The 20975-nt window shown below is 70.0% G+C and carries 21 protein-coding genes and 1 pseudogene; 12 read left to right on the top strand and 10 right to left on the bottom strand.

The features are described 5' to 3' along the window. The first annotated feature begins 3 nt into the window (after positions 1-3). Together ACTWPT_RS09480 and ACTWPT_RS09475 are read left to right on the top strand one after the other, a co-directional pair. On the top strand, positions 4-984 hold the full coding sequence (locus ACTWPT_RS09480; RefSeq protein WP_443176892.1) for an ABC transporter permease: 981 nt from the start codon (positions 4-6) through the stop codon (positions 982-984). Further along, positions 981-1913, top strand: coding sequence for an aldo/keto reductase (locus ACTWPT_RS09475; protein ID WP_443176891.1), 933 nt, complete (start codon positions 981-983; stop codon positions 1911-1913). Before ACTWPT_RS09480 ends, ACTWPT_RS09475 begins: the two co-directional genes overlap by 4 nt. 80 nt (positions 1914-1993) lie before the next feature. On the opposite strand, the gene ACTWPT_RS09470 is transcribed toward ACTWPT_RS09475, so the two are convergent. The 4 genes and pseudogenes from ACTWPT_RS09470 to ACTWPT_RS09455 all read right to left on the bottom strand — a co-directional run. After that, complete coding sequence (locus ACTWPT_RS09470) at positions 1994-2449, bottom strand: GNAT family N-acetyltransferase (RefSeq protein WP_443176890.1); 456 nt, start codon at positions 2447-2449, stop codon at positions 1994-1996. Positions 2450-2463: 14 nt separating this feature from the next. Continuing rightward, on the bottom strand, positions 2464-2796 hold the full coding sequence (locus ACTWPT_RS09465) for a DUF4143 domain-containing protein (protein ID WP_443176889.1): 333 nt from the start codon (positions 2794-2796) through the stop codon (positions 2464-2466). 312 nt (positions 2797-3108) lie between these two features. Then, complete coding sequence (locus ACTWPT_RS09460) at positions 3109-4056, bottom strand: DNA polymerase ligase N-terminal domain-containing protein (protein WP_443176888.1); 948 nt, start codon at positions 4054-4056, stop codon at positions 3109-3111. A gap of 113 nt (positions 4057-4169) precedes the next feature. Continuing rightward, a pseudogene (locus ACTWPT_RS09455) lies at positions 4170-4619 on the bottom strand (MmyB family transcriptional regulator); the annotation flags it as partial. A 101-nt stretch (positions 4620-4720) separates the two neighbouring features. Between ACTWPT_RS09455 and ACTWPT_RS09450 the strand changes: the two are divergent. Then, positions 4721-5416, top strand: coding sequence for an SDR family oxidoreductase (locus tag ACTWPT_RS09450; protein ID WP_443176887.1), 696 nt, complete (start codon positions 4721-4723; stop codon positions 5414-5416). Here the strand turns inward: ACTWPT_RS09450 and ACTWPT_RS09445 are convergent, their stop codons facing one another. The 5 genes from ACTWPT_RS09445 to ACTWPT_RS09425 all read right to left on the bottom strand — a co-directional run bounded on the left by ACTWPT_RS09445 (position 5417) and on the right by ACTWPT_RS09425 (position 10768). Beyond that, positions 5417-6097 carry a FadR/GntR family transcriptional regulator gene (locus ACTWPT_RS09445; RefSeq protein WP_443176886.1) on the bottom strand — a complete coding sequence of 227 codons (681 nt, stop codon included), beginning with the start codon at positions 6095-6097 and terminating at the stop codon, positions 5417-5419. A 25-nt stretch (positions 6098-6122) separates the two neighbouring features. Beyond that, entirely contained in the window at positions 6123-7160 is a 1038-nt protein-coding gene (locus tag ACTWPT_RS09440) for an MBL fold metallo-hydrolase (RefSeq protein ID WP_443176885.1), read from the bottom strand. Positions 7161-7194: 34 nt separating this feature from the next. Further along, positions 7195-8310, bottom strand: a complete 1116-nt coding sequence (locus tag ACTWPT_RS09435) for a steroid 3-ketoacyl-CoA thiolase (protein WP_443176884.1) — start codon at positions 8308-8310, stop codon at positions 7195-7197. A gap of 76 nt (positions 8311-8386) precedes the next feature. After that, complete coding sequence (locus ACTWPT_RS09430) at positions 8387-9382, bottom strand: sigma-70 family RNA polymerase sigma factor (protein ID WP_443176883.1); 996 nt, start codon at positions 9380-9382, stop codon at positions 8387-8389. 444 nt (positions 9383-9826) lie between these two features. After that, the gene (locus tag ACTWPT_RS09425) at positions 9827-10768 is read right to left on the bottom strand and encodes an NADP-dependent oxidoreductase (protein WP_443177004.1); all 942 of its coding nucleotides are present in this window, start codon (positions 10766-10768) and stop codon (positions 9827-9829) included. Between the two features lie 77 nt (positions 10769-10845). On the opposite strand from ACTWPT_RS09425, the gene ACTWPT_RS09420 reads away from it, so the two are divergent. The 3 genes from ACTWPT_RS09420 to ACTWPT_RS09410 all read left to right on the top strand — a co-directional run bounded on the left by ACTWPT_RS09420 (position 10846) and on the right by ACTWPT_RS09410 (position 13675). Next, entirely contained in the window at positions 10846-11808 is a 963-nt protein-coding gene (locus ACTWPT_RS09420; protein ID WP_443176882.1) for a GlxA family transcriptional regulator, read from the top strand. Positions 11809-11960: 152 nt separating this feature from the next. Then, positions 11961-12455 (top strand): SigE family RNA polymerase sigma factor, encoded by a 495-nt coding sequence (locus ACTWPT_RS09415; RefSeq protein ID WP_443176881.1) that lies wholly within the window; start codon positions 11961-11963, stop codon positions 12453-12455. After that, complete coding sequence (locus ACTWPT_RS09410; protein ID WP_443176880.1) at positions 12452-13675, top strand: hypothetical protein; 1224 nt, start codon at positions 12452-12454, stop codon at positions 13673-13675. The genes ACTWPT_RS09415 and ACTWPT_RS09410 overlap by 4 nt, the downstream gene beginning before the upstream one ends. A 49-nt stretch (positions 13676-13724) precedes the next feature. Here ACTWPT_RS09410 and ACTWPT_RS09405 read toward each other — a convergent pair whose 3' ends face one another. After that, positions 13725-14378: a TetR family transcriptional regulator gene (locus ACTWPT_RS09405; protein WP_443176879.1), complete on the bottom strand. Its 654-nt coding sequence runs from the start codon at positions 14376-14378 to the stop codon at positions 13725-13727. Positions 14379-14565: 187 nt separating this feature from the next. Here ACTWPT_RS09405 and ACTWPT_RS09400 point away from each other — a divergent pair, with 187 nt between their 5' ends. From ACTWPT_RS09400 to ACTWPT_RS09375, 6 genes are read left to right on the top strand one after another with little or no spacing between them, the layout of a single operon-like run. After that, positions 14566-16209, top strand: coding sequence for an AMP-binding protein (locus tag ACTWPT_RS09400; protein ID WP_443176878.1), 1644 nt, complete (start codon positions 14566-14568; stop codon positions 16207-16209). Then, positions 16209-17180 carry an acyl-CoA dehydrogenase family protein gene (locus ACTWPT_RS09395; RefSeq protein WP_443176877.1) on the top strand — a complete coding sequence of 324 codons (972 nt, stop codon included), beginning with the start codon at positions 16209-16211 and terminating at the stop codon, positions 17178-17180. Before ACTWPT_RS09400 ends, ACTWPT_RS09395 begins: the two co-directional genes overlap by 1 nt. Then, complete coding sequence (locus ACTWPT_RS09390) at positions 17180-18334, top strand: acyl-CoA dehydrogenase family protein (protein ID WP_443176876.1); 1155 nt, start codon at positions 17180-17182, stop codon at positions 18332-18334. Before ACTWPT_RS09395 ends, ACTWPT_RS09390 begins: the two co-directional genes overlap by 1 nt. Positions 18335-18354: 20 nt before the next feature. Further along, a complete protein-coding gene (locus ACTWPT_RS09385; protein ID WP_443176875.1) occupies positions 18355-19254 on the top strand; it encodes a bifunctional MaoC family dehydratase N-terminal/OB-fold nucleic acid binding domain-containing protein in 900 nt (299 codons plus the stop codon). After that, positions 19251-19697 (top strand): MaoC family dehydratase, encoded by a 447-nt coding sequence (locus tag ACTWPT_RS09380; protein ID WP_443176874.1) that lies wholly within the window; start codon positions 19251-19253, stop codon positions 19695-19697. The genes ACTWPT_RS09385 and ACTWPT_RS09380 overlap by 4 nt, the downstream gene beginning before the upstream one ends. Beyond that, the gene (locus ACTWPT_RS09375) at positions 19694-20857 is read left to right on the top strand and encodes a lipid-transfer protein (RefSeq protein WP_443176873.1); all 1164 of its coding nucleotides are present in this window, start codon (positions 19694-19696) and stop codon (positions 20855-20857) included. Before ACTWPT_RS09380 ends, ACTWPT_RS09375 begins: the two co-directional genes overlap by 4 nt. Positions 20858-20975: the final 118 nt, after the last annotated feature.

The raw sequence follows: 20975 nt of genomic DNA, 5'->3' as shown, positions 1-20975 counted from the left end.
ACTTTGACCGCACCGATTCCCCGGGTACGACTGGCCAGGTTCCGTGACCTGACGCTCGTACCAGTGATCGTGATCCTGCTCGTCGTCGGCGCGATCCTGGACCCGACCTTCCTGACCGCGGGCAATCTGACGAACGTGCTCCAGCAGCAGGCGGCGATCTCGCTCCTCGTGCTGGCCGAGGCGATGATCCTGATCGCCGGCAAGTTCGACCTGTCCCTGGAGTCGACGGTCGGCACCGCGCCCGCCATCGCGGTGATGCTGGTGATCCCGGTGACGGCCGGCGGCTTCGGCATCGGGCTGCCCGGCGTGCTGGCGATCCCGCTCGCGCTGCTCATCGGCGCGGCCATCGGCGCGTTCAACGGCTTCCTGATCATCAGGTTCCAGCTGTCGGCGTTCATCGTCACGCTGGCCATGCTGATCATCGTGCACGGCCTGCTGCAGGGGCCGACCGAGGGCAAGACGTTGTTCCAGCTCCCCGACTCGATCCTCTACCTTGGCACCGCCACCTGGCTCGGGCTTCCCGCGGCCATCTGGATCGCCGGGCTGCTGTTCGCGGCCGGCATCTTCGGCCTCGGCTACCTCCGGCTCGGCCGGGCGCTCTACGCCGTCGGCGGCAACACCGACGCCGCCCGCGCCGCAGGCATCCGGGTGGACCGGGTGCTGTACGGCGTGTTCATCGTGGGCGGGACGCTGGCCGCGCTGGCCGGCATCCTGGAGACCGGGCGCCTCGGCGCGATCGGCAACAACATGGGCGTCGGCTGGATCTTCATGGTGTTCGCCGCGGCCGTCATCGGCGGCGTCAGCATGGACGGCGGCAAGGGCACGATCCTCGGCGCGCTCACCGGCGTGCTCGTGATCGGCCTCGTGCAGAACATCCTGACTCTCATCGGCGTCTCCGGCTTCTGGCAGCCGGTGATCTACGGCGGCATCATCCTCATCGCGCTGATGATCAGCCGGATCGCGGGCGGAAAGGCACAAGATTGACGACAGACCTGCCCCGTTACGGGCTCGGCGGCGCGCCGATCGGCAACCTCTTCCAGGAGGTGACGGATGAGCAGGCCCGCGCCACGGTCGACGCGGCGTGGGACAGCGGCGTGCGCCTGTTCGACACCGCGCCGCACTACGGGCTGGGCCTGTCGGAGCGGCGTCTGGGCGCGGCGCTGGCCGGCCGCCCGGGCTACGTCCTGTCGACCAAGGTCGGCCGCCTGCTGGTCCCCTCTTCCCGCTCCGGCCGTGACCAGGAGGGCTTCGACGTGCCGGCCGCACTGGAGCGCGTGTGGGACTTCTCGCGTGACGGCGTACGCCGGTCGCTGGAGGAGTCCCTGGTACGGCTGGGCCTGCCGGCCGTGCACATCGCGCTCATCCACGACCCGGACGATCATGTGGAGCAGGCGCTCGCCGAGGCGTACCCGGCGCTGGCCGAGCTGCGGGCCGAGGGCGTGCTGCAGGCGATCGGGCTCGGCATGAACCAGTGGCAGGTTCCGCTGCGCTTCGTCCAGGAGACCGACATCGACGTGGTCATGCTCGCCGGCCGCTACACGCTGCTCGACCAGTCGGGCCTGCCGCTTCTGGACGCGTGCGCGGAACGCGGTGTCCGGGTGCTGGCGGCCGGCGTCTTCAACAGCGGCATCCTGGCCACGGACAGGCCGACGGGCACGTACAACTACCTGCCGGCACCTGAGCCGCTGGTTGAGCGGGCCACCCGGATCGCCGGGGTCTGCCGGCGCCATGGCGTCTCACTGCCCCAGGCCGCCATAGCCTTCCCCCTTCGCCATCCCGCGATCGCCACCGTCGTCCTGGGTGCCCGCGCCCCGGAAGAGGTCACCACGAACGCCGCCCTGTGGTCCCGACCGGTTCCGGAGGCGTTGTGGGAGGAACTGGAGTCCGAAGGACTGCTGTCCCAGGGGAGGTAGGAGAGCGCAGGTCCCTGAGTTGGCGGCTCGGGCCGAGGGCGGCGACGCGCCCTCGGCCAGCGGGTGGCGGGTGCGCCGGTTCAGGCCGGTCGGGCGTAGTTGGCGATCCACAGGCCGGGGATCACCTCGACCTCCCCGGCCAACACGAACCCGAGCCCTTCGTACAACCGTCGCGCAGGCGCGTTGTCCCGCCCGGTGGCCACGACGACCCGCCGCGCCCCCGCCCGTACCAGGACCTCCTTGACCAGCGCCCGCCCGATCCCGCGCCGCAACGCGCCCGGATGCACGATCAACCGGTTGACGTCCACCTCGTCACCGGTCTCCTCCCACGCCACAGCCCCGGCCAGACGCCCGTCCTCATCCACGGCCCCGAGCCACTGCAGCGGCCGCGCCCGCAGCTCCTCCAGGCTCTCGTGTAGCGGCGGGATCCGATCATCGCCGATGAGCTCCGCCTCGATGGCGTACGCGGCTCTCTGCAGCGCGAGCAACTCGGCCCCGAGGGAATCCTCGACAGGGGAAATTACGGCAATGAGCACCGGACGAGTATCGCTTACCCGACCTCCCATAGTGTGCTCACGGGCCTGGCCCGCATCCGATCGCCAAAGGGAAGCGTCTGCGTACCGGTGTGGAGGACGATCCCTGCGTCCACGCTGAGCAGGTTCGCCGCGATCCCTGAGTCCGCAAAGGCCACCTTGGCCGTGCTGACAGCGCGGTTGCTGAGATTACGCGACCAAGCGGGTACGCGCTTGATCAGGTAGACCTCTTCGAGAAGGTTGAGGTATCTATGCGTGGTGCTCGTGGGAAGTGCGAGTTCGCGGCCGAGAGTCTGACGTGCGAGCAACTGACCGGACCGCGCAGCGAGGAGGCGGGTGCGCGCGTGCATATCGGACACCCGCTCGATCTCGGATAGCTCAGTCCGCGCGAGAGATCTCGGACGTGTGCCGAAGAGTGGCGCCTTGAGTGAAGATCGCATCGATGAAGCCGTCTGGCGCGCTGTCGATCTCGCCTTGGGAGAAGGGCCAGAGCTCAATGGTCTCCATCCGGCCCACAAGCGTGTCCGGCAACGCTCGCAGACCGACAGTTCGCGTGGTTACTTGGCCGCCATGGTCGTGGAGAGATGGTCGCCATGTATGTGGTCATTTAGTCGCAATGTGCATGGTGATTTGGTCGACGTGGCCATGGTGGATTGGTCGCGTCACGACGGAATGAACAGCCAGGACCTGGACGGGCCCGGCTCGTACGGCGAGTCCAGGCGTTTGGCCACCACCCCCGGCAACCCCTGCCCTCTGGCCGCCTGCCGCACCGGCCCCGCCTCCCCCGGCCAGGAGGGGGCGGTCTGCCAGTGGGCGCCCGACAACTCGAGTGCCTCCAGGGCCGACCTCCGGGCCGTATAGGGCTCCCCGACCAGGGAGTGGCCGTCGTCGTACAGGAGGTCGTAGAACACCAGGATCTCCGCGCCGCCGAGCGTGGCGACCTCGCCGTCCAGCACCGCCGTGTGACTGCCGAACGACTCCGCCAGCCCCCGCAGCCAGGGATGTTCCCGGGCGGCGTCGGTCCGGCCGCCCTCGATGGGGACCAGGAGGCGGCGCCCGCCCCACGCGAATTCGAACGCGTACGCGGAGGCGTCCTTCGGGGGTTTGGCCCGCTCCGTCGGGAGCATAGGGTCGAGCGGCGGGAACGGGTCGCGGGCGGGGCCGTCCATGCGGTGGATCATCCAGTTCTTGCCCCGCGTCTGGAACAACACGAACCGGCCCGAGGCCCGCTTGCCGTGCAGGACGACCTTGACCTCGCGGTCCGACCACTTCTCGGTCTCGTAGGTGCCGGCGTCCCAGACGGTCATGGTGCCGCCGCCGTACTCGCCCTGGGGGATCTCGCCGTGGAAGGTGAGGTACTCCATGGGGTGGTCCTCGGTGTGCACGGCGAGATGGTTGGTCTTCGGGTCGGCGGGCAGACCCTTCGGGACGGCCCAGGAGACGAGGACGCCGTCGCGTTCCAGGCGCAGGTCCCAGTGCAGCGACCGGGCGTGGTGTTCCTGGATGACGAACGCGTTGCCGTCCCCGCTGGGCGGGGCCTCGGCGGGGATGGGCTCAGGGGTACGGGTGGGGTCGCGTTTGCTCCGATATCGCTCAAGTTTGTCCGGCACGCCCCGGGTACTACCCCGGATCCGCGGTCAAGCTTCCCGTGTGTGCTGGAGGTCCTGCGTGCCGATGACCTTGAGCAGGCGTAGCGCCTCGTACGACGGCGAGCCCGGATGATGTTGCGCTCGCCAGGCGGCAGCGCCGAGAAGTCCGTGAGCAGCGCAGCCGCCATGGGGTTCCAGGCGAGCACGTCGTGCTTTGCGTCCAGCACCATCACCGGGGTGTCGTCCAGCCGGTTGAGCAGGTGCAGCACGCCCTGCCGCACCTCCTGCGGCGGCCCGGGCGCCGGACCAGGCGGCTCGCCGGCCAGGTAGTGCAGGTAGACGCGCTCGTCGTCGGACAGCCGCAGCGCCCGGGTCAGGGCGGAGAGGATCTGCCTGGACGGGCGCGGTCCGCGGGCCTGCTCCAGCCGCGCGTAGTAGTCGACCGACATCCCCGCCAGCCGCGCCACCTCCTCACGACGCAGCCCGGGCGTACGGCGGCGGTTGCCCTGCTCCAGGCCCACGTCGGCAGGTTTGACCCGCTCGCGGCGGCTACGCAGGAATGTGGCGAGCTCGGCCCTGTCCATGCTTTCAGCATGCCTGCCCGCGGAAGCGGTAACCAGGGACCGTCGATCCGCGGTTGAGCGGGTCTCTCCACACACCGCAGGCCGGCAGGCACGGTGAAGGCATGAAGATCGCACTCATCACCGGTGCCAACAAGGGCATCGGATTCGCGACCGCACGGGTGCTCAGGGAGGACGGCTGGACCGTGCTCGTGGGCGCCCGCGACCAGGAGCGGGGCACAAAGGCCGCGGCCGAGCTCGGGACCAGGTTCGTCCGGCTGGACGTGACCGACCCGGCCACCATCGCGGCCGCCGTCGCGCTCATCGAGGCCGACTACGGACGGCTGGACCTACTGATCAACAACGCCGCCATCAACCGCGGCATGCCGGACGAACTGACCACCCTGCCGATCGCGGACCTGCGCGAGGTCTACGAGACGAACGTGCTCGGCGTCGTGGCGGTGACCAATGCCATGCTGCCGCTGCTACGTAAGTCCCCGGCCGGCCGCATCGCGAACGTGTCCAGCGGCCTGGGCACGTTCGCGTACCTGACCAACCCCGACGAACTGGGGACGCTGCTGGCGTACAACTCCTCGAAGGCCGCGCTGAACGCCATCACCCTCATGTACGCCCGCGCGCTCCGCGACACCCCGATCACCGTGAACGCGGTTTCGCCCGGCTTCTGCGCTACCGACCTCAACGGCCACCTCGGGGTGCTCACGGCGGACGAGGGCGGCGCGCACATCGCCCGGCAGGCCACCATGCCGGACGCCCCCAGCGGGGTGTTCCTCAGCGAGCGGGGCGGCGCCTACCCCTGGTGATCAGTCCAGCTCCAGCGCCGTCCGCAGCCACGACTCCACGCCTGCCACGTGGACGGTCGCCCAGGAGCGGGCGACGTCGGCCTGGCGGGCGGCGATGGCCTCGTAGATCGCGGTGTGCTGCTCACGCGTCTTGTCCATCGCGCCCTCCTGGGTGAGCCCCCGCCAGATCCTGGCCCGAGTGGTCGGACCTGACAGGCTCTCGATGAACGAGCAAAGCACGCTGTTGCCCGACCCCTGCGCGATCCGCTGGTGGAAGAGCAGGTCATTGGCCACGAGCTCCTCGATGGTGGGCTCGGCGGGCAGCGACTCCAGGATCACCCGCAGCTCGTCGATCTCGTCGTCGCTCATCAGCTTGGTCGCCATCGCCGTCGCGGCCGGCTCCAGGATGCGGCGGACCTCGAAGAACTGCAGAACCGTGTCGTCGCGGTGCAGGTCGAGCACGAACGACATGGTGTCGAGGAGCAGCCGCGGCTCCAGGCTGGTGACGTACGTGCCGTCGCCCTGGCGCACGTCCAGCACGTTGATCAGGGACAGCGCGCGCACGGCCTCGCGGAGCGAGTTGCGTGAGAGGCCGAGCCGTTCGGCCAGGTCGGCCTCCTTCGGCAGCCGGTCGCCCGGGGCCAGCTCCCCGGAGACGATCATCTGCTTGATCTTGTCGATGGCTGCGTCGGTGACCGCCACACTCTTCTCCCTAGACATCGGATGTCTATGAGTTTAGAGCCTGGAAGCGGACTGGATCGACCCCCGAGATTCCCCAGCTCCGCGAGCTCCTGCGTACTCCGCCCCTAGCCTCCAGGGCGCGCAGGTGGGCCGCGGCCTCGCCGGCCGCCATGCCTCGCAGCATGGGGGACAACTCCTCCCACGGCCTGTTCCACGTCATCATCGCGGCGACCTCCCAAATGGTCAGCGGCTCCGGCCGCTGGGCCAGGAGGGCGCGCAGCCGTGCGAGCTTCTCCTCGTGATGGTGGCGGATCTCGGCGGCGCGTGCGGCCACATCCTGAAATATCCACTCGTGGGCGGGCAACGCGTCGAGCGGGCCCAGCTCGCCGACCCGGTCCAAGGAGTCCAGGAAATCACCCAAAGGATCGACATCATCACGGTCATAGGGATAAATGCCGACGTGCGGGGTGATGTCGGGCAGAACGTGGTCGCCGGTGAACAACCGGTCGGCGTCCTCCAGATGCAGGCAAATGTGCCCAGGGGTGTGGCCGGGCGTGTGCACGGCCCGCAGCTTGCGCCCCGGCAGCTCCACGAGGTCGCCGTCGCGTAGCTCGCGATCGGGCAGGGCGGGGGGCGTCGGCCGGCTCACCGCCTCCTGGACCTCGCCCGGGTCGGCGCCCGCCCGCCTGAGCATGTCGGACTGGAAGCTCGCGTGCTCGCTCGCGGGGAGCTCGTGCATGAGCCTGACCAGTGCCGCGTCGCTCTCGTGCATGGCGATCCAGGCGCCGGACGCCTCCCTGACGTGCCCGGCGAGGCCTGCGTGGTCGGGATGGAAATGGGTGACGACCACCCCGCTCACCGTGCGCACGTCGATCCCGAGGGCCGCCAGACCGCCGCTGAGCGCCTCCCACGCCTCCGGATGATTCCACCCGGCGTCGACCAGCACCGGTCCCTTGGGCGACTCGATGGCGTAGACGAGCGTGTAACCGAGCGGGTTGCCGGGGATCGGCACCGGCACGCTCCACACCCCGCCGCCGAGGTCCTGCGGGCGCTGCTGCGCGTACGGCCTGCGTCTGCTCTTCATGTGCCCCCGCTCGGTACCGAATGAAATGACGTGATCAGTTGATCCGTTCCAGGATCGTCGCCGTGGCCAGGGACCCGCCTGCGCACATCGTGACCAGCGCGGTGGTGGAGTCGGACCGCTCCAGCTCGTGCAGGGCCGTGGTGATCAGCCGGGCGCCCGTGGCGCCGACGGGATGGCCGAGCGCGATCGCGCCGCCGTTCACGTTGACCCGGTCGAGGTCGGGCTCGTGCACGCTGGCCCACGACAGCACCACGGACGCGAACGCCTCGTTCACCTCGAACCGGTCGATGTCGCCGATCGTCATGCCGGCCGCCGCCAGCACCTTGGCGGTCGCGTCGACCGGCCCGTCCAGGTGGTAGTAGGGCTCGGCCCCGACCAACGCCTGCGCCAGGATCCTGGCCCGGGGCCGCAGCCCGTGCCGCCGCGCGGCCTGCTCGCTCGTCACCAGCACAGCGGCGGCGCCGTCGGAGATCTGCGAGGACGTGCCGGCGGTGTGCAGCGCGCCCTCCATCACCGGCTTGAGCTTGGCCAGCCCTTCCACGGTGGTCTCGCGCAGCCCCTGGTCCCTGCGGACGTCGCCGACCGGCACGAGCTCTCGCTCGAACCGCCCGTCGGCCCACGCCTTGGCCGCCAGATGCTGCGAGCGCGCTCCGAACCAGTCGAGCCGCTCGCGTGTCAGCCCGCGCCGCTTAGCGATCCGCTCGGCCGCGGTGAACTGGTCGGGCAGGTCGATGCTCCAGTCGTCGGGCTTGGGCTTGGCAGGCAGCACGTTGCTGCCGAGCGGCGCCCGGCTCATCACCTCGACGCCGCATCCGACGCCGACCTCGATCACGCCCGCGCCGATCAGCGCCGCCGCCAGGTGCACGGCCTGCTGCGAGGACCCGCACTGCGCGTCCACGGTGGTGACGCCCGCCTGGTATGGCAGCCCGGCATACAGCCACGCATGCCGCCCGACGTGCCCGCCCTGCTCGCCCGCCTGGGTCACGCACCCGGCGAACACCTGGTCGACGGCCGCCGGGTCGATGTCGGACCGCTGGATGAGCCCGTTGAGCGCGGTGGCCAGGACCTGCTGCGGCTTGAGCTCGGCGAGCCAGCCCGCCCGCTTGCCGATGGGAGTGCGAACGGCCTCGACGATCACAGGTGTGCCCATACGTCGCCTCCAGGATGATGCACTGGCCAGAATAATGCTCTGCCAGAGCGATGCCTTGGCGCGACTGTAACGCGTTCTACTTTGGTGCGGAAGCCTCGCTCTCCAAAGTCGAAGGAAGCCCGAAGGTCTCGAACAGCCGCTCCTCGTGGAACATGCCCACGTGGCTGATGCTCTCTCCGGAGAACGTCAGCACCATGATGGCGAACTGGCGGTAGACGCCGTTCTCGCGCATATACATGGCGAAGGCCGGCTGTCCGTTGGCGGCGACCGGAACCAGCTTGAGGTCGCCGGAGCGCTTGGCGGGGCACTGATTCTTGGTGAGCTCGACGATCGTCTGCGGCCCCTGGTACCAGCCGATGAACGGCGGCATCTCCCAGATCGCGTCCTTGGTGAACAGGTCCACCAGGCTGTCGATGTCGTAGTTCTGGAACGCGGCGACGTACCGATCCAGCTTGGCCCGCTGCTCCTCGCTCAGCGGCTCCACCGGGTCGTCCAGGCTCGGTGACACCTCGTTGAGCTGGGCCCGGGCTCGCTGCAGGATGCTGTTGACGGCCGCCGAGGAGACCCCCACGGCCTCGGCCACCTCGGCCGCCTTCCACCTGAGCACGTCACGCAGGATGAGGACCGCGCGCTGCCGGGGCGGCAGGTGCTGCAGCGCGGCGATCAACGCGAGCCTGATGCTCTCGCGCGAGGTCACGATCGAGGCTGGGTCGTCGGCGCCCGCGCCCGCAAGCGCGTCGGGCACCGGCTCCAGCCACGGCACCTCGTTGTCCTGCACCAGGGGCGCCGTCGGCTCGGTGCTGGGCGCGCCCAGGCCGGTCGGCAGTGGCCGCCTGTTGCGGCTGTCCAGCGCGGTCAGGCACGCGGTGGTGGCGATGCGGTAGAGCCACGTACGCAGCGAGGAACGCCCCTCGAAGCCGTCGTAGCCCCGCCACGCGCGGAGGTAGGTCTCCTGGACGAGATCCTCGGCGTCGTGCACCGACCCCATCATGCGGTAGCAGTGCGCCAGCAACTCGCGCCGCATCGGATCGGCCAGCCGGAGGAAGTCCTCGTTGGTTGGCTTGTCGCTCATACCTCCCTGTATAGACCTCGCCACCGACAGACCGATTACTTTTTTCCCTCCGCCCGGTCAATTAAGGCGATTCCCGTAACGGAAGGCAAAGGAATCACCATGAAACGGATCGTTCGCGTGGGTTCCGCTGGCCGTGTTGTGCACGGGAATGCTGATGATCGTTCTTGACGTCACGGTGGTGAACGTGGCATTGCCGGCGCCCGGCGGAGGCGCATGAGGAGCACGACGACGTGGTCCTCACGGCGGCCCGGTGAACCCTTGACGTGGGGCCCGGGAGCACGGCCTCCCCCGGGAGCCGCGGGGGCTTCCCGGGGGCGGCCGTGATGTGGGCCACCCGTGAGGCCGAGGGGCGGCCGTGACGTGGGGCCTGTGGGCCCTCCGTGAGGCCGAGGGTCTTCCGTGGCGTCCCCGCGCGAGGGACGGGGACGCCACGGAACCTCGTCCTCAGTGGGGAACCGTAAGGACGATCTTGCCGGTGGTGCGGTTGGTCTCACCGAGCTCGTGCGCCTTGGCAGCGTCCGCCAGCGGCAGGGCGGCCGCCACCTCCACCCGCAGCCGCCCGGCCTCGGCCAGCGCCGCGATCGCCCGCATCCCGGCCTGGTCGGGCTCCACCAGCATGGTCTCCGAACGCAGGCCCAGCTCCGCCGCCACGTCGTGCACACCCCGGTCGAACAACGAGAGCGCGAGCGAGACGATCGTGCCGCCCCTACGCATGGTGCGCAGCGAACGCGGCCCGTAGTCGCCGCAGATCGTGTCGAGCACCACGTCCACGTCTCGCACGATCTCGGAGAAGTCCTCGGTCCGGTAGTCGATGAGCTCGTCGGCGCCGAGACCGCGCAGGAAGTCGTGTTTGGCGGCGCTGGCTGTGCCGATCACGTACGCGCCGCGGGCCTTGGCGATCTGCACCGCCAGATGCCCTACACCGCCGGCCGCGGCGTGAATGAGCACCCGCTGGCCGCCCTTCAGCCCGGCCACGTCCACGAGCGCCTGGTAGGCGGTCAGCGCGGCCAGGGGGATCGCGGCCGCCTGCACGTGGTCGAGGTTGGTGGGCTTGCGGACGAAATGCCGGGAGGGCGCGGTTACGTACTCGGCGAAGGCGCCGTGACCGTCCGGGTAGCGCAGCATGCCGAACACCTCGTCGCCGGGCTTGTAGAGCGCCTGCCCAATCCCCGACGCCTCGACCACGCCCGAGACGTCCCACCCGAGCACGAACGGCGGTGGCGTGCTCAGCAGCCCGCCGCTCGCGCGGGTCTTCCAGTCGGTCGGGTTGAGCCCGGCCGCCTCGACCCGCACCAGGATCTCGGTCGGACCTGGTTCGGGCCGGTCCATCTCGACCATCTTCAGCACTTCCGGGCCGCCCAGGGCGTCCTGACTGATCGCCTTCATCTTCATGCCGTACAGCCTGCTCCGCCGCCGGTCCGCTCGCGAGTGGCCCAAAGGTCATGATGTGTAAAAATCGGGCCATGCATCGTGTGGTCGTCCTGGCCGTAGACGGCGTGATCCCGTTCGAGCTGAGCGTGCCGTCCCGGATCTTCTGCGTGGCTAAGGGAGCCAGCGGCGAACCGCTCTACGAGGTCCTCACGTGCACGATCGACGGAAAGCCCGTCGCCACGGCCGCCGACTACTCCCTCGCTGTCGAGCACGATGTGAGCGCTCTGGCTGGTGCCGACACGGTGGTGGTGCCCGCGGCCGAGTGGTACGCGGAGATCACCGACAGGGAGTCACTGCCGGCCGGGCTGGCCGAGGCGCTGGCCGGGATACGGTCGGGCACGCGGGTGGTGTCCATCTGCATCGGCACGTACGTGCTGGCCGCCGCCGGCCTGCTCGACGGCCGCCCGGCCACCACGCACTGGCGCCACGCCAGGCGGTTCGCCACGCTGTTCCCCCAGGTGCGGATGGACGCGGACGTGCTGTTCGTGGACGACGGCGACGTGCTCACCTCAGCGGGGGCGTCGGCAGGCGTGGACCTGTGCCTGCACCTCGTACGCCGAGACCACGGCAGCGAGATCGCCAACCAGGTCGCCAGGTTGTGCGTGGTGCCGCCGTGGCGGGATGGCGGCCAAGCCCAGTACGTCGAGCAGCCCGTGCCCGACCCGTCCGGCGCCGGCATCGCCCCCACCAGGGCCTGGGCCATGGAACGCCTGGGCGCCCCGCTCCGGCTCGACGATCTGGCCGGGCACGCGGGCATGAGCCGGCGGACGTTCACCCGGCGCTTCCGGCAGGAGGTCGGGATGAGTCCCGGGCAGTGGCTGACGCAGCAGCGCATCACGTTGGCCAGGCACCTGCTGGAGAGCAGCGACCTGCCCGTGGACCGCATCGCCGACCGCGCCGGCTTCGGCACCGCGGCCTCGCTCAGGCAACACCTCCAAGCGGCCCTCGGCGTCTCTCCCCACGCCTACCGCCGCACGTTCCGCGCGCTTGAGTAGTGCCTGCTCAGGCGCGCGTGGCGAGGCCCCGGACGCCGCCGCTGACGAGCACCTGTCGGCGCGACCTCTAAGCCGTGTCGAGGCATCTGGAGGCCAGATGCAACACTTGCCGTCTCCGTTCCGTCTAGATCGGGATGGAGGAGGATGCAGACGTGCAGGAAGATCCGCTGTTCGAGCAGTTCGTGGCCGAACGCGTGGACGGATTACTCCGCTACGGCTACGTACTGACGGGCAACCCGCACGACGCGGCCGACCTGGTACAGGAGGCCCTGGTCCGGCTGCGCGGCTCGTGGTCGCGGGTGCGCCGGAAGAACGCGCTGGACGGCTACGTCCGGACGACGATGACGCGCCTGCACATCAACTCCTGGCGGGTGCGCAGGCGCGAGCACATCACGGCCACGCCACCCGACAGCACCTTTGAGGACGCCCCTTACGAGGGCTCCGGCCTCTGGGAGGTGCTGTCCAAGCTGCCGCGCCGCCAGCGTGCCGTGCTCGTGCTGCGGTACTACGAGCAGTTGACGGACGCCGAGATCGCAGACGTCCTCGGTGTCTCCCGCGGGACCGTACGCAGCCAGGCCTCCCGTGCCCTGGACAAACTCCGCGGCGACCTTCCCGGAATCGTGGAGAACATGGGGTACGTCACGTGACCAACGACCTGGAGATGTCCCTGGCCGCCGAACTCGCCGCCGCGGCCCGCCACGCCCCCCGCCCCGCCGACGACCTGCTGGCGCGCATCGAGGAAGGACACCGCAGGCGCCGCCGGCATGGCGCGGCGGGGTTCGCCGCCGCCGCGGCCGTGGTCCTGTTGACCGCCGGCGCGCCGTTTGTGATCGACGCTGCGAGAGGAACGCCGGCGGCGACGCCCCCGCCCGCCGTCGCCACCACCAAGGCGCCGGTCCAGGAGGCGGACCCGACGTACCCGCCGATCGAGGAAGTCTGGCCCGACGCCGTGCACGTCGTGCCCGCGACGCTGCCGAACGGCAGGCCGTTCAGGCCGGAGGTGTTTCTCGACGACCACACCGTACTTGTCCGTACGGAGAGGGACGGCAACGCCGACAAGATGGACGGCCTGTGGGCCTACGACGTCGAGGCACGGACGGCGCGGCTGCTCGTCCAGGTCACGCCGCCGCCTAAGACCGTCGGCACCGCGTCTTTCGTGCTGGCCGACCGCGATCGGCTGTACTGGTGGACCTTGCGCAAGCAGGAGCGCAAGCGGATCGTGGACATCTGGACCGCGCCCCGCGCCGGCGGCACGCAGCGCCGGCTGACCACGTTCGAGGGCGTGCCCGGCTACGGCGGCATCGATCTGGAGATCGTCGGCGACAAGGCGGTGTGGACGCTGTGGGGCAAGGGCGGCGTCTTCGAGATGCCGCTGTCGGGCGGCACGCCCCGGCTGCTGCCCGGCACATCCGGGTACACGCTGATCGGCTGGCCCTGGGCCGCCACCCCGCGCCACGACTACAAGCAGCGGATCGACAAGCAGGTGATCTTCGGCGACCTGCTCAACATCGAGACGGGCAAGCGCAGCAAGGCCCCCGTCGAGCCGTTCGCCTCCTGCGGGATCAGCTGGTGCGTGAAGGGCGGCACCCTGGTGGGCCGCGAGGGCGGCACCCGGGCCCTGCCCGGCATGCCAGACATCTTCCCACCGGCGTTTGACCGTTTCCTCGCCCTGCTCCAGCGCGGCAAGGGAGGCGGGCTGCGTGGCCAGGTGCTGTACGACCTGACCACGGGCCGGGGCGCCGATCTTGGGCTGCGGCCGACCAAGAAGGGGATGCCCACGGCGACGCTGGACTACCGGGCGCGCGGGCTGTTCTGGTACGGCCGGGACGGCGAGCAGGTGATCGTGAATCTGGGCGCCATCCGCTGATCAGCTGCAACCCCCCGCGGTGACGGACTCTGGGGCCAACTCCTGATGGTCAGATGTCGGCCAGCAGCCGGGCGGCGGCGGTTTCGATGCGGCGCTGGATCTGGTCATACGTGCGGCGGCCACGCAGCATCTCCAGCAGTTCCTGGACCCACACGCTGGCCAGCGACCCCGCCAGATCGCGCTGCTCCTCGCTCGCCTGCTCGAGCGTCAGCCCTTCGGCCGAGACCCGCAGCAGCAACCCGGTCATGCGGTCGCCGAACGGCGTCTGCACCTCCGCCATGATCAGGGAGCGGATCAGTGCGTCGGCCAGCTCGGGCTCGCGCATCAGGCCGCGGGTCGCCCGCATCAGTACGTCCACCGCGCGGCTCGACGGGGTCGAGGCGCCCGGCGGCCGGCGCTCAATGCTGCTCTCCAGGAGGTCGATCTCCTCGCCGACCACCGCCACGACCAGGTCCATCTTCGAGGGGAAGTACCGATAGAGCGTGCCAAGGGCAACGCCCGCGCGCTCGGCCACCGTGCGCATCTGCATGGCCTCGACTCCGCCGCGCGAGGCCAGGGCGGCCGCGGCCTGGACGATGCGCTTGCGGCGCTGGTGCTGGCTGCGCGTGCGGATGCTGTGCCCGCCGGTCGGAGGCTGGCTCTCCGTGGTCCCCTCGGTGTCGCTCGAGGAGGGCGTGGCGATCGGGCCATGCGAGGTGCGCATAAGAACACGTTATCTGATTTCTTGCAGACGCGGCTTGTTACTCGCCAGTCACAAACAAGCCTTGTCGGACCATGTCTACGGCGTTACAGGGAGGTATCCAGAGTTATCGGCATGGACGGCCTCTGGACAGATATTAGAATCTGTTCTAGTTTGCGATTCGGCTGACCGAGCGCTTGGTGGAGGCGGCATGACCGCGAACACCCTCGCGGCCCTGCTTCTCGCACGGGCCGAGGACGATCGACCTGGGCTGATGTTCGAGGACGCGGCGTGGTCGTGGCGCGCGCACGTCGCCGCCTGCCGGGCGGCAGGGGCCTGGTTGTCCGGGCGCGGCACGGGGTTGCACGTGGGGGTGCTGAGTGAGAACGTTCCCGAGCTGGTCTTCCTGCTGGGCGGGGCGGCGCTGGACGGCCACGTGGTCGTGGCGTTGAATCCCACGCGGTCGCCTGACGAGCTGATTCGAGATGCCCGCACGACCGACGTCGAGCTGCTCCTGTGGGACGGCCCGTATGAAGAGGCGGCCCGGCTGGTGTCCGAGGCGCTGAGCGGCGTGGAGTCCGTGCCTTTGGCCGGTGTCGGGTCGCCGGCGAAGGGCACTTCCGGGACTGGTCCGGTGCTCGCGGATGCCGCTTCCGGAACTGGCCCGGTGCCCGCTCCTGGGGACCTGGTGATGCTGATCTTCACCTCCGGCACCTCAGGCCGCCCGCGTGCTGTCCGGATCACACAGCGGAAGATCGCCGTGCCGGGGACGAGCCTCGGGGCGCTGCTCACGGCCGAGGACGTCGTCTACTGTTCGATGCCGCTGTTCCACTCCGGCGCCTTGATGGCCGCCTACGCCCCCGCCGTCGCGTCGGGCGCCGGGCTGGTGCTGCGGCGACGGTTCTCGGCCTCAGGGCTGCTGCCCGACGTGCGGCGGTACGGGGCCACGTACCTGCACTACGTCGGCAAGGCGCTCTCCTACGTCCTGGCCACACCCGAGCGCCCGGACGACGCCGGCAATCCGCTCAAGCTCGCGTTCGGGAACGAAGGGAGCGCGGTCGCGATCAGGCGGTTCGGGGAGCGGTTCGGGTGTCATGTGATCGACGCCTTCGGCTCCACTGAGACGGCCATTTCGCTCAGCCCCGACCCCTCCGGTCCGCCCGGCTGCCTCGGCAGGTTGCCCGAAGGCGTCGCGATACTCGACCTCTTTACCGGGCGGCCCTGCCCGCCCGGCCGCGTCGAGGACGGCCGCCTGCTCAACCCGGACGAGGCCGTCGGTGAGCTGGTCAACACGGCCGGGCTGGGGCTGTTCGAGGGCTACTACAACGACCCGGACGCCGACGCCGAGCGGGTCAAGGACGGCGCGTTCTGGTCGGGCGACCTGGCGTACATGGACGCGGACGGGTACGTGTTCTTCGCCGGGCGCGGCACCGAGCGGCTGCGCGTGGACGGCGAGAACTTGGCCGTCGCACCCATCGAGGCCGCGTTGCGGGAGTTCGCCGGGGTGGTCGAGGCGGCCGTGTACCCGGTGCCCGATGCGGCGGCGGGTGACCAGGTCATGGCGGCGCTCGTGCTGGAGAGGGGCTTCGACCCGGAGGCGTTCACCGCGTTCCTCGCCTCCCGGCGCGATCTGGGCGCCAAGTCCTTACCCTGCTATATCCGCGTTTCTGATCAGCTGCCCCAGACGCCCTCCCACAAGGTCGTCAAGCGGGTTCTCGCCCGAGAGGGCTGGCGTACCGGTGACCCGGTCTGGTGGCGTACGCCTGCCGGGCTCCGGCCGCTGACCGAGGCGGACGCCAAGGGCATCGAGGAGGAGTTCGTACGGCATGGCAGGCAACACCTCTTGGAGACGTAGTGGATTTCAACCTGGACGAAACCCAGCAGGACTTGAAGAAGCTGGCCACCGAGGTCCTCGCCAGGGAAGGGGATGAGGAGCGGCTGTGGCAGGCCGGGCTGATGAGCGTGTGCGTGCCGGAGGAGGCGGGCGGCGCCGGGCTCGGGCCGGTGGAGATGGCCGTGGTGCTGCGGGAGGTCGGGGCTCGGGCGGCCTCCGTTGCCGCGCTTCCGACGCTGGCAGGCACGCTTGCGCTGGCCCGCTATGGCACGCCTGCCCACCAACGGCGTCATGGCCGGATCACGCTCGCGCTGCGGGAGCCGGGCCGTGCCCTGGCCGGGCCGCCTTCGACGGCCGCGCGGTCGTCGAGCGGTGGCTGGGCGCTAACCGGGCGCAAGGTCTCCGTGCTCTACCCCGCTTCAGCGGTGCTGGTCACCGCCGACGAGGGCCTGTTCCTGGTCGAGGGACCGGCGACGACGGCGGAGTTCACGTCCACGGGTGAGCCCGCCGCCACGATCGTGCTCGACGCCACCCCGGGCGAGCGGGTGGCGGGGGCCGAGGCGGTGGCAGGCGCCAGGCAGCTGTTCACCGCCGCGGTCGCCGCCCAGGCCAGTGGTGTGCTGGCCGGAGCGCTGGAGTTGACCACCTCCTACATCAAGAGCAGGAGGCAGTTCGGCCGGGCGCTGGCCGAGTTCCAGGCCGTGACCATGCAGATCGCCGACGTCTACGTCGCGGGCCGGGCGCTGGACGTGGCGATGTGGTCGGCGGTCTGGCGGCTGGGCGCGGGCCTGCCGGCCGAGCAGGACCTGGCGCTGGCCGCGTACCACGTCAGTGAGGCCGTCAAGGCTCTCTACACCTGCCAGCACCTGCACGGCGGCCTCGGGCTCGACGTGACGTACCCGCTGCACCGCTATTTCGCCCAGGCCAAGCACCTGTCCCACCTGCTCGGCGGCGCCGACGCCCAGCTGGATCTGATCGGAGCGCTCGTCTGATGCTGATCGACCTGACCCCCGAGCAACGCAGGCTCCGCGACGAGCTGCGCGCGTACTTCCAGGGGTGTCTCACCGACGAGGACCGCAGGAAGATCGCCGAGGACCCGTTCGGCGGGGCGTACATGGAGCATTGCCGCCGCCTGGGTCGCGACGGCAAGCTCGGCCTCGGCTGGCCCAAGCAGTACGGCGGCAGTGGTTACGGCCCGCTGGAACAGCAGATCTTCGCCAACGAGATCGCCCGGGCAGGCGTCCCGTATCCGATCATCACGGTGCAGACCGTCGGCCCCACGCTCATGCAGTACGGGACCCAGGAGCAGAAGGAGCTCTTCCTGCCGCGCATTCTCGCCGGCGAATGCCACTTCGCCATCGGCTACAGCGAGCCCGAGGCCGGCACCGACCTGGCGTCCCTGCGGACCACGGCGGTGCTCGACGGCGACCACTACCTCGTCAACGGCCAGAAGATCTTCACCAGCGGCGCGCACTACGCCCAGTACATCTGGCTGGCCGCTCGCACGAACCCCGAGGCCAAGAAGCACAAAGGCATCACCATGATGATCGCCTCCACGGACGACCCCGGCTTCTCGTGGACCCCGATCGTGACCATGGACGGCCGTCACCACACCAATGCCACCTACTACAGCGACGTCCGCGTGCCGGTGAACATGGTGGTCGGCGAGGTGGACCGGGGCTGGGACCTGATCGTCAACCAGCTCAACCACGAACGAGTCACGCTCGGCCCCGCCGGGAACATCGGCCAGGCCTACGACCGCTTCCTCGCCTGGGCCAGGCGCACCGGCCTGGTGCACAACCCGGACGTGCGGCGCGCGCTGGCCAGGGTCTGGGCGGCGTTACGGACCAACGAACTGCTCAACTGGCAGGTGGCCGCGAACATGGACCTCGGCTGGCTGGGCGCCCCAGACGCGTCGGCCACCAAGATCTACGGATCCGAGCGTATGCAGGAGGTCGGCCGGATCATCGGCGACGTCCTGGCCAGGTACGGCGACCCGGGTGACCCGGAGACGGCCGAGCTGCTCGAACGCAACGACCACGGCGTGAAGGGCGCCGTGGTGCTGACGTTCGGCGGCGGGGTCAACGAGGTGCAGCGTGAGCTGATCGCGATGCTCGGCCTGGGCCTGCCGAGGCCGCCGCGATGACCAAGGAGACAGCGGGGCCGATGACGGATGAGGAGCTGCACGACCTCGCCGACAAGCAGGCGGCGTTGGGGGAGGTACGCGGCTCCCCGGCGCCCGACCCGGTGAACACTCCCATGATCAGGCACTGGCTGGCCGCCATGGGCGACGAGAACCCGGCCTACCTGGACAAGGGCGTCGCCCCGCCCGCCATGGCCCAGGTGTGGACCATGCAGGGGCTGCGCGCTGGGGCCAAGGACCGCTCGCCGGTGGACGACATGATGGGCGCGTTGAACGCCAGCGGCTACACGGGCGTGGTGGCGACCAACTGCGAGCAGACCTACCACCGCTATGCCCGCCTGGGCGAGCGCCTCACCCCCGCGACCAGGTTCGCGGGCCTGGCGGGACCCAAGAAGACCGCCCTGGGCGTGGGGTACTTCGCCACCTGGAACGTCACCTGGTACGCGGACGACGACGTGCCGGTGGCGGAAATGCTCTTCCGTGTCCTGAAATTTCGCCCGCCCGCCGCCAAAGCGTCCAAGGAGCCCTATCCGCTCCAGCCCGCGATCAACCAGGACACGGCGTTCTTCTGGGAAGGCGTGAAGAAGGGCGAACTGCGCATCCAGAGCTGCGCCGACTGTAGCCTGCTGCGCCACCCCCCGGGTCCGCTGTGCCCTCACTGCCGCTCGGCCGGCCGCTCGTACACGGTCGCGAGCGGCGCGGGGACCCTCTACAGCTACGTCGTGCACCACCACCCTCCGGTGCCGGGCCGCGAGACCCCGTTCGTGGTGGGCGTGGTGGAGCTGCCGGAGGGCGTACGCATCGTCGGGAACGTCGTGGACTGCCCGCCCGAGGAGGTGCGGATCGGCATGTCATTGCGCGTGACGTATCGCCCGATGGACGACGAGCTCGTCCTGCCGATGTGGACACCGGGGGAGCCATGACCGAGATCGGCCCCAAAGAGATGGGCCCTGAAGAGTTGGGCGCCGAAGAGCTGGGCGCGGTGCTGCCGGAGTTGTCCATCGACCTCACGCCGACCGTGGTCGTCTCCACGGCCCTGGCCACCATGGACTTCACGCCCGTGCACCACGACATCCAGCTCGCCCAGGCCCAGGGCTCGAAGGACATCTTCCTCAACATCCTGACCACCATGGGCCTGGTCGAGCGCTACGTCACCGACTGGGCGGGCCCCGAGGCCGTCATCAAGCGCATCAACGTCAAGCTGGGCGTCCCGGCGTACGCGGGGGATCGCCTGAGCTTCAACGGGACCGTCGTGTCGCGCGAGGACGGCCAGGTCACGGTGGAGGTACGCGGCAAGGTCAGCCTCGGCGACCACGCCACCGGCACGGTCACCCTCATGCTCCCCGAGGAGAACGCACGTTGTTGAGCGGACGCACCGCCATCGCCGGCATCGGCGCCACCGAGTTCAGCAAGAAGTCCGGGCGTTCCGAGCTGCGGCTGGCCACCGAGGCCGTGTTGTCGGCCCTGGACGACGCCGGACTGTCGCCGGGCGACGTGGACGGCATGGTGACCTACAGCCAGGACTCCAACCAGGAGATCGCCGTCGCCAGGGAGGCGGGGATCGGCGACCTGACCTTCTTCTCCCGCGTCGAGTACGGCGGCGGCGCGGCCTGCGGCACCGTGGCGCACGCCGCCATGGCCGTGGCCACGGGGACGGCGCGTACGGTGGTCTGCTACCGGGCGTTCAACGAGCGCTCCGGCCGTCGCTTCGGCCAGCCGAACGCCCGCCTGACCGGCGAGCCGACCTCCCAGGGTCTGGAGATGAGCTGGCACGTGCCGTTCGGCTTGATGACCCCGGCGGCCTGGGTGGCGATGTTCGCGCGCCGTTACATGCATACGTATCAGGCGACGTCGGAGGACTTCGGCCGGGTGGCCGTGGCCATGCGCAGACACGCGGCCACCAACCCGGCCGCCTGGTTCTACCAGCGCCCCATCACGCTGGAGGAGCACCAGGCGTCCAGGTGGATCGTGGAGCCGCTGCACCTGCTCGACTGCTGCCAGGAGAGCGACGGCGCGGTTGCCCTGGTCGTGACCTCGGCCGAGGGGGCCCGGGACCTGCGCAGGTCCCCGGCGATGATCACGGCCGCCGCGCAGGGCTCCGGAGCCGGCCAGATGATGATGACCAGTTACTATCGCGATGACATGAGCGGCCTGCCGGAAATGTCCGTCGTCGGCCGCCGGCTCTGGGAGATGTCCGGGTTGTCGCCACGGGACATCCAGACCGCCATCCTCTATGACCACTTCACCCCATTCGTCCTGGCTCAGCTGGAGGAGTTGGGGTTCTGCGGCCGGGGCGAGGCGCCGGAGCTGCTCAAGGACGGCGGGATCGAGCTGGACGGCCGGCTCCCGGTCAACCCGCACGGCGGGCAGCTCGGGGAGGCGTACATCCATGGCATGAACGGCATCGCCGAGGCGGTGCGCCAGATTCGCGGCACCGCCGCCAACCAGCTGCCTGATGTCGCCCACGTCCTGGTCACGGCCGGGACCGGCGTGCCGACGAGCGGACTGATCCTCTCGGCCGGCTAGCCCTGTTTCCGCACGTCACCGCGGCTGCTCCTGCGCCGCCTGCGCACTTTGGTGGAGAGTGAGGTCCGAGGGCCGGCGAAGGTCAGTGCTTCGTGATTCGGTCGGTCACCGCTTTGGT

The organism is Nonomuraea sp. 3N208, from assembly GCF_052245935.1.
Classification (GTDB): Bacteria; Actinomycetota; Actinomycetes; order Streptosporangiales; family Streptosporangiaceae; genus Nonomuraea.
This window is presented reverse-complemented; position numbering and strand designations above follow the sequence as displayed.

Coding starts and splice junctions, on each gene's coding strand:
- ACTWPT_RS09380 (WP_443176874.1), top strand. CDS start 19,251: ATGACCGAGATCGGCCCCAAAGAGATGGGCCCTGAAGAGTTGGGCGCC.
- ACTWPT_RS09400 (WP_443176878.1), top strand. CDS start 14,566: ATGACCGCGAACACCCTCGCGGCCCTGCTTCTCGCACGGGCCGAGGAC.
- ACTWPT_RS09435 (WP_443176884.1), bottom strand. CDS start 8,310: ATGGGCACACCTGTGATCGTCGAGGCCGTTCGCACTCCCATCGGCAAG.
- ACTWPT_RS09420 (WP_443176882.1), top strand. CDS start 10,846: ATGCATCGTGTGGTCGTCCTGGCCGTAGACGGCGTGATCCCGTTCGAG.
- ACTWPT_RS09405 (WP_443176879.1), bottom strand. CDS start 14,378: ATGCGCACCTCGCATGGCCCGATCGCCACGCCCTCCTCGAGCGACACC.
- ACTWPT_RS09385 (WP_443176875.1), top strand. CDS start 18,355: ATGACGGATGAGGAGCTGCACGACCTCGCCGACAAGCAGGCGGCGTTG.
- ACTWPT_RS09440 (WP_443176885.1), bottom strand. CDS start 7,160: ATGAAGAGCAGACGCAGGCCGTACGCGCAGCAGCGCCCGCAGGACCTC.
- ACTWPT_RS09425 (WP_443177004.1), bottom strand. CDS start 10,768: ATGAAGGCGATCAGTCAGGACGCCCTGGGCGGCCCGGAAGTGCTGAAG.
- ACTWPT_RS09450 (WP_443176887.1), top strand. CDS start 4,721: ATGAAGATCGCACTCATCACCGGTGCCAACAAGGGCATCGGATTCGCG.
- ACTWPT_RS09430 (WP_443176883.1), bottom strand. CDS start 9,382: ATGAGCGACAAGCCAACCAACGAGGACTTCCTCCGGCTGGCCGATCCG.
- ACTWPT_RS09390 (WP_443176876.1), top strand. CDS start 17,180: ATGCTGATCGACCTGACCCCCGAGCAACGCAGGCTCCGCGACGAGCTG.
- ACTWPT_RS09465 (WP_443176889.1), bottom strand. CDS start 2,796: ATGCACGCGCGCACCCGCCTCCTCGCTGCGCGGTCCGGTCAGTTGCTC.